This is a genomic window from Rubrivivax benzoatilyticus JA2 = ATCC BAA-35 (assembly GCF_000190375.1).
In the GTDB taxonomy this organism is placed as follows: Bacteria; Pseudomonadota; Gammaproteobacteria; order Burkholderiales; family Burkholderiaceae_C; genus Rubrivivax; species Rubrivivax benzoatilyticus.
In genome coordinates, this window is sequence record NZ_AEWG01000035.1 from 1 (window position 1) to 6,905 (window position 6,905).

The window sequence follows — 6,905 nt, forward strand, 5'->3', positions numbered from 1 at the left end:
CAGCGCGCGGTCGCAGAGCACGTTGACGCGCCGCGGCACGCCGCCGCTGAAGCGGTGCACCAGGCCCAGCGCCTCGCCGTCGAACGGCAGCGCCCCCTGCAGCCCGGCCACGCGCAGCCGGTGCTCGACATAGGCCGCCGTCTGCGCCTCGGTCAGCGCGCCCAGGTGGGCGCGCACGACGATGCGCTGCGCCAGCGGCTCGAGCTCCGGGCTCGCGAGCATGCCGCGCAGCTCGGGCTGGCCGATCAGCAGCACCTGCAGCTTGCGGCCGCTGGAGTCCAGGTTGGTCAGCAGGCGCAGCTGCTCCAGCACCTCGTGCGACAGCGCCTGCGCCTCGTCGATGACGATCAGCGTGCGCCGGCCCTGGGCATGGGCCAGCAGCAGGTGGCCGTGCAGCGCGTCGATCATGTCCACCGGGCCGTCGGCGGCCGGCAGCTCGACGTGCAGGTCCTCGAAGACACGGGCGATCAGCGCGTCGACGCCGAGCTTCGGGTTGACGACGCTGGCGACGTCGACGTTGGACGGCAGCTGCTCCAGGAACGTGCGCCAGAGCGTCGTCTTGCCGGCGCCGATCTCGCCGGTCAGCAGCACGAAGCTCGCGCCGCGCGCCAGCCCGTAGTTCAGCAGCTCCAGCGCCTCGCGGTGCTGCTCGCTGGGGTAGAGAAACCGCGGGTCCGGCGCGATCGAGAACGGCTCGCGGGACAGCCCGAAGAAGGACTCGACGATCATGGCGCGGCGAGCATAACCGCCGCGCCGAGCGCTACAGCATCAGCGCCAGGCGCTCGAGGATCAGCACCGCGAAGAAGCCGATCGCCGCCAGCACCGTCCACTTGACGATGACGATGCCGCGCCGCCGCCAGCCGGTCTGGCCGGTGGCGATGTACATCGCGAAGCACAGCAGCCCGGCCAGCAGCAGCAGGCCGAAGACGAGGCGGAAGATCAGCATCGGCCGCGTGTCACCAGGCCGGCGCCAGCTCGGCGAAGCCGCGCGGGGCGTCGCTCTCGCGCTCGAAGCTGACGATCTCGTAGGCCGTGCTGTCGGCCAGCAGCTTGCGCAGCAGCTTGTTGTTCAGCGCGTGGCCGCCCTTGAAGGCGGTGTAGCTGGCCAGCAGCGGCTGGCCGGCGACGTGCATGTCGCCGATCGCGTCGAGGATCTTGTGCTTCACGAACTCGTCGTCGTAGCGCAGGCCGTCGGCATTGAGCACGCGGTACTCGTCGACGACGATGACGTTGTCCATGCTGCCGCCCAGGCCCAGCCCGCGCGAGCGCATCATCTCGACGTCCTTCGTGAAGCCGAAGGTGCGCGCGCGCGCGATGTCGGTCTTGTAGCGGCCGCTGCCGAAGTCGAACTCGTGGCGCTGGCCGGTGGCGTCGAGCGCCGGGTGGTGGAACTCGATCTCGAAGCTCAGCTTGTAGCCGTGGTACGGCTCCAGGCGCGCCCACTTCAGCGTCGGGCCCTCGCCTTCGCGCAGCTCGACCGGCTTCTTCACGCGCAGGAAACGCTTGGGCGCGTTCTGCAGCTGGATGCCGGCGCTCTGCAGCAGGAAGACGAAGCTCGCCGCCGAGCCGTCGAGGATCGGCACCTCCTCGGCGGTGATGTCGATGTAGACGTTGTCCAGGCCGAGGCCGGCGCAGGCCGACAGCAGGTGCTCGATGGTCTGCACCTTGGGCGCGCCGGGGTCGCCGCCGGGGCTGATCGTCGTCGCCATGCGCGTGTCGCAGACGGTGTCGGGACGCACCGGGATGTCCACCGGCACCGGCAAATCGATGCGGCGGAAGACGATGCCGGTGTCCGGCGGGGCCGGGCGAAGGGTCAGCTCGACCTTCTGCCCGCTGTGGACGCCGACGCCCACGGCCCTCGTGAGGCTCTTCAGGGTGCGCTGCTGGATCATGACCGTATTGTCCCGCATGGCGCTCGCCCCGGGCCGGCGCGGGTCAACATCGCCTCGATTGGCAGAATTGATGAAATTATTGACAACGCGCGCTCAAGCCACACGCCACCCGGGCCGATACAGCCGGTAATCCCGATGGGCCTAAGAGGGCTGGCATGACTGTTTTCCGTGATCTCCGCATCGGCGTGCGCCTGGGCGCCGCCTTTGTCGCCGTGCTGCTGCTGATGGTGGCCACGCTGGCGCTGGCCGGCTGGACGATGGCCGGCATGCACGCCCGCACCGAGCACATCGCCGTCACCGAGTACCGCAAGGTGGCGCTGGTCGGCGCGGCGCTGGACAACGTGCGCGGCAGCATCGGCCGCGTGATGCAGATCGTCGGCGACACCAGCCCCGAGCGTCTGGCCAAGGCGCGTGAACGGCTGGAGGTCAACATCAAGGCCTTCGACGACGCAATGGCCGAGCTCAAGCCGCTGCTCGACGACGCCGAGGCGGTGACGCTGTTCGACAAGGCCGAGGCCACGCGCCAGCGCTACAAGCGCGAGGTCGCCGAGGTCTTCAAGACGGTGGAGAACGCCGACGAGGGCGCTGCCGCGGCGCAGCTCTTCGGCGTGACCTACGAGTCGCTGCACGCCTTCGCCGGCGCGCTGCGCGAGCTGCAGACGTTCAGCCAGACGGCGATGAAGGAAGCCACCGCCGAGGACGCTGCCGCCTACGACCGGGCGCGCGTGATGATGGTCGTCGCGGCGCTGATCGCGCTGGCCACCGGCGCGCTGCTGGCCTGGCTGATCACGCGCTCGATCACGGTGCCGCTGAACGCCGCCGTCGCCGTGGCCGACCGTGTCGCCGCCGGCGACCTGAGCAGCCGCATCCCCGAAGGCGGGCGCGACGAGACCGGCCGATTGCTGACCGCGCTGGCGCGCATGAACGCGGCGCTGGTGCAGCTCGTCGTCGAACTGCGTGGCGCCGCCGACTCGATCGCCACCAGCAGCGCCGAGATCGCCACCGGCAACGCCGACCTGAGCCGGCGCACCGAATCGCAGGCCAGCAGCCTGCAGCAGACCGCGGCGTCGATGGAGGAACTGGCGTCCACCGTGCGCTCCAACGCCGAGACCGCCGGCGAGGCCGCGCGCCTGGCCGCCGAAACCAGCACCGGCGCCAGCGCCGGCGGCGAGGCGATGCAGCGTGTCGTGGCGACGATGCAGGCCATCGGCAGCAGCTCGCAGCGCATCGGCGACATCATCGGCACGATCGACGGCATCGCCTTCCAGACCAACATCCTGGCGCTCAACGCGGCTGTCGAGGCGGCGCGCGCCGGCGAGCAGGGCCGCGGCTTCGCGGTCGTCGCCGGCGAGGTGCGCCTGCTGGCCCAGCGCAGCGCCGAGGCGGCGCGCGAGATCAAGACGCTGATCGGCCAGAGCCGCGACACCGTCGAGTCGGGCAACCGGCTGGTCGCCGATGCCGGCGAGCGCATCACCGCCATCGTCGCCCAGGTCGAGCGTGTCAGCACGCTGGTCGGCGAGATCGGCAACGCCAGCGCCGAGCAGCGTTCGGGCATCGACCAGGTCGGCCAGGCCGTGACGACGCTGGACGACGTGACGCAGCAGAACGCCGCGCTCGTCGAGCAGAGCGCCGCGGCCTCCGACAGCCTGCACCGCCAGGCCGAGGCGCTGCAGGCGCTGGTGGCGCGTTTCCGCCTGCAGGCGGCCTGATCAGCGGCGCAGCGTGCGCACCCAGCGCGCCGCGTCTTCGTGCAGCGCCGCCAGGTCCAGACCGGGAATCGCGTCGTCCTCGACGACGACACGACCGGCGACGACCAACGCCTTCAGCGGCGTGCGACCGCCGCTGACCACCGGCGCCACCGCCCGGTCGTGCAGGCCGAAGTGGCGCGGCTCGCGCGGGTCGTAGACCGCGAAATCAGCGCCCTGCCCCACGGCCAGCGTGCCGACGCCGTCCAGCCCCAGCACCCGCGCGCCGCCGGCGGTGCCGACGTGCACCACGTCCTCGACCGTCATCGCCCCGGCATGGCCGCCGGGCTGGCCGGCGAAACGGCCCGAACGCGGGTCGGCGCGGTGCGTCAGCCAGCAGGCGTGAGCTTCGCTGAACATGTCGCAGGCTTCGTTGGACGCCGCACCGTCGACCGCCAGGCCGACCGGCACGCCGGCGGCCAGCGCCTCGGGAATGCGCGCAATGCCCGAACCCAGCCGCGCGTTGCTCTGCGGGCAGTGCGCGATGCCGGTGCCGGTCTCGGCGCAGCGGCGCAGTTCGGCGTCGTCCAGATGCACCATGTGCGCGTACCAGACGTCCGGCCCCAGCCACTCGTGGCGCTCGGCGAACTCGATCGGCGAGCAGCCGTGGTGCTCGCGTGCCCAGCGCAGGTAGTCGTCGGTCTCCGACAGATGGCTGTGCAGGCGCAGCCCCAGACCGCGCGCATGGCGCGCGATCTCGCGCAGTTCGCCCGAAGTGCAGCTGGTGTGCGGCGTCGTGATCGCGCTGACGACACGCCGCATCGCGTGCGGCGAGGGGTCGTGGAAACGCGCCGCGTCGTGTTCGACGCCGGCGAGGAACTGCTCCAGCGTCTCGGGCACGGCTTCGGGCGGGGCGTCGGCGCTGGGCAGCGTCTGGCCGCCGCGGCAGAGCACGAAACGCAGGCCCAGGCGCTCGGCCTCCTCGAAGCAGACCGCCGACGGGTCGTAGTCCATGCCCGGGTAGACGTGGTACTGGTGGTCGGCCACCGTGCCGCAGCCCGACAGCGCGAGTTCGACGAGGCCGACACGCACCGCGGTGCGGAACGCGTGCTCGTCGCGGAAGCCGGCGCGGTACGGCACCGTCACCGCGCCCAGCCAGGGCACGAGCGGCAGGTTGATGGCCTCGGGGATGGCCTTCAGCAGGCTCTGGAACAGATGGTGGTGGGTGTTGACCCAGGCCGGGTAGACGATGCAGCCGGCGGCGTCGAGCACACGTTCGCCGGGCTCGGCGGCCAGCGTGCCGATGGCGGCGACGCGGCCGGCGCGCACACGCAGGTCCACCGGCCCGCGCACGCGCATCGTGTCGCGGCGGCCGGTCCACAGTTCGGCGGCGCCGCGGACGAGGAAGTCGGTCATGGGGAGGAGGCAGGGACGGGAATACGGCCGCGAGTATCCGCCCGCCGCGCCGCCCGCCCCGTGCGCCAGCTCAGCCGGACAGCGTGGTGCGGCGGTACATCTCGGCCAGGTGCTCGCCGGCGGTGATCGGCGCGTAGCGCGCCGGGTGCGCGGCGTCGACGCAGGTTGGCAGCGGCGCGACCAGCGCGTCGGCGTCGAGGTCGAAGAAGAAGGCGATCGACCAGCGCTCGATGCCGACGCGGCGCGGCACGACGCGGTGCATCGTCGAGCGCCAGCGGTCGTTGGTCCAGCGCCGCGTCATGTCGCCGATGTTGACGACGAAGGCGCCGGGCACCGGCTCGACGTCGAGCCAGCGGCCGTCGGCGCGCTGCACCTGCAGGCCGCCGGCGTCGTCCTGCGCCAGCAGCGTCAGCGCACCCCAGTCGGTGTGTGCGCCGCAGCCGAGCTGCCCGGGCAGCACGACGGCCGGCGCCGGCGGGTAGTGCAGCAGACGGGTGACGCAGTTCGGGCGCCGCGTGTACACGTCGAAGTGGCGCGGCGGCAGCGACAGCGCCAGCTCGAACAGCCCCATCATGCGCGCCGCCAGCGTGCGCAGCGCCGCCGCGTAGGCGTCGAGCGCGGCGCGGAAGCCCGGCACCAGCGCCTCGTCGGGCCACTGGTTCGGGCCCAGCGCCTCGACACCGAGGTAGAAGCTCTCCTTCAGGTCGGCCGGGCGGTTGGGGTCCAGCGCCTGCCAGCCCACCGGGTCGAAGCCGCGGTGCAGCGGCCAGCGGTCGATGTGCCAGCGGCACTTGACGGCCTCGGGCAGCGCGAAGAAGCGCCGGCTGGCGTCGAAGGCCGCGGCAACGACGTCGGCCGGCACGCCGTGGCCGGTGACGGCGACGAAGCCGTCGGCGCGCAGCGCGTCGTCCAGGCGGCGCGCCAGCTCGGCCGGCGGCGCGGATTCGAGGTCCAGCAACAGGATCGTCATCGCCTCTCCGGTGTCAGAACTGCACGAAGCTCAGCCCCAGGCCGACGCTGTTCTGGCGGAAGTTGTAATCGGTCAGCGTCTCGCCGTAGCCGCTGAACAGCTGGAAGTACCAGCGCAATCCGTTCGGCTGGTCCGAGAACACCGGGTAGGTGTAGTCGAACTGGAAGGCGCCGGTGCGGCCCTCCTTCAGCGTCGTGCGGTACAGCAGCGACGCGGCGTGCGGCCCCGAGGCCCAGCCGAGCGTGAAGTCGGCGCGGCCGCGGTAATGCACCAGATCGGGGTTGTCGTCGTCGGCACGCGACTCCGACAGCCGGTGGGCGATGCGCGCCTGCAGCGTCCACGGCCCGCGCTCCAAGCCGGCGCCGAGGTAGCTGCGGTTCCAGCTGCGCGACAGCGGGTCGCTCTGGCCGTTGGACTGGTGCGCCAGGCCGAGTTCGGTGAACCGCCAGCGCCAGCCCAGCGGCAAGCGCTGCAGCCCCTGCGGCGTCGGCACCATGTAGATCAGCTCGGGCTCGTAGTCGGCGTTGCGGAAGGGCTTGGAGTCGGTGGTGTTCCAGATCTGCCACAGCACCTGCTGGGTGTAGCCGAACCACAGGTCGGCGTCGGGCAGCAGCAGCCCCTGCGCCAGCTTGGCGCGCACCGACAGCTGGAACTTGGCCTCGACGTTGCGGTAGTTGGGCTGGTCGAGCTCGGGCTGGGTCGGCGTCTTCGGACGCCGGTTGATGCGGTCGGTGTAGTGCACCGGCATCACGTAGCTCGGCCGGTAGCCGGTGAAGTTGAAGATGCCGCGCTTGTCGGCGCGGTCGAGCTCCCAGAAGCGCGACAGCAGGCTGGTCTCGCGCGGTTCGGCCGGGTCGGCGACCGGCGCTCCGCGTGCGGCCAGCAGCGTCGGCGGCGCCTCGGCGGCCGGCGGCGGCGCCACCGGCGCGCGGCCGGCGAGGC

7 protein-coding genes are annotated in these 6,905 nt (G+C 72.0%); 1 reads left to right on the forward strand and 6 read right to left on the reverse strand.

Features of this window, described 5'->3' with window-relative positions; all coding sequences use genetic code 11:
* The 3 genes from RBXJA2T_RS03545 to lpxC form a co-directional block, all read right to left on the reverse strand.
* Positions 1–729, reverse strand: a 729-nt coding sequence (locus RBXJA2T_RS03545) for an ExeA family protein (RefSeq protein WP_009855942.1), incomplete at its 3' end; no start/stop codon positions are given.
* A gap of 31 nt (positions 730–760) precedes the next feature.
* A complete protein-coding gene (locus RBXJA2T_RS03550; RefSeq protein WP_009855943.1) occupies positions 761–946 on the reverse strand; it encodes a hypothetical protein in 186 nt (61 codons plus the stop codon).
* 10 nt (positions 947–956) lie between these two features.
* Entirely contained in the window at positions 957–1,892 is a 936-nt protein-coding gene (gene lpxC / locus RBXJA2T_RS03555; protein WP_009855944.1) for a UDP-3-O-acyl-N-acetylglucosamine deacetylase, read from the reverse strand.
* Positions 1,893–2,047: 155 nt separating this feature from the next.
* Here lpxC and RBXJA2T_RS20925 point away from each other — a divergent pair, with 155 nt between their 5' ends.
* Positions 2,048–3,601: a methyl-accepting chemotaxis protein gene (locus RBXJA2T_RS20925; protein ID WP_009855945.1), complete on the forward strand. Its 1,554-nt coding sequence runs from the start codon at positions 2,048–2,050 to the stop codon at positions 3,599–3,601.
* Here the strand turns inward: RBXJA2T_RS20925 and RBXJA2T_RS03565 are convergent, their stop codons facing one another.
* From RBXJA2T_RS03565 to RBXJA2T_RS03575, 3 genes are all read right to left on the reverse strand, one after another.
* Positions 3,602–4,993: an amidohydrolase family protein gene (locus RBXJA2T_RS03565; protein ID WP_009855946.1), complete on the reverse strand. Its 1,392-nt coding sequence runs from the start codon at positions 4,991–4,993 to the stop codon at positions 3,602–3,604.
* Positions 4,994–5,063: 70 nt separating this feature from the next.
* Complete coding sequence (locus tag RBXJA2T_RS03570) at positions 5,064–5,963, reverse strand: isopenicillin N synthase family dioxygenase (protein WP_009855947.1); 900 nt, start codon at positions 5,961–5,963, stop codon at positions 5,064–5,066.
* A 13-nt stretch (positions 5,964–5,976) separates the two neighbouring features.
* Positions 5,977–6,905: phospholipase A (locus RBXJA2T_RS03575; RefSeq protein ID WP_009855948.1), on the reverse strand; the 929-nt coding region annotated here is incomplete at its 5' end.

Coding starts and splice junctions, on each gene's coding strand:
- RBXJA2T_RS20925 (WP_009855945.1), top strand. CDS start 2,048: ATGACTGTTTTCCGTGATCTCCGCATCGGCGTGCGCCTGGGCGCCGCC.
- lpxC (WP_009855944.1), bottom strand. CDS start 1,892: ATGATCCAGCAGCGCACCCTGAAGAGCCTCACGAGGGCCGTGGGCGTC.
- RBXJA2T_RS03565 (WP_009855946.1), bottom strand. CDS start 4,993: ATGACCGACTTCCTCGTCCGCGGCGCCGCCGAACTGTGGACCGGCCGC.
- RBXJA2T_RS03570 (WP_009855947.1), bottom strand. CDS start 5,963: ATGACGATCCTGTTGCTGGACCTCGAATCCGCGCCGCCGGCCGAGCTG.
- RBXJA2T_RS03550 (WP_009855943.1), bottom strand. CDS start 946: ATGCTGATCTTCCGCCTCGTCTTCGGCCTGCTGCTGCTGGCCGGGCTG.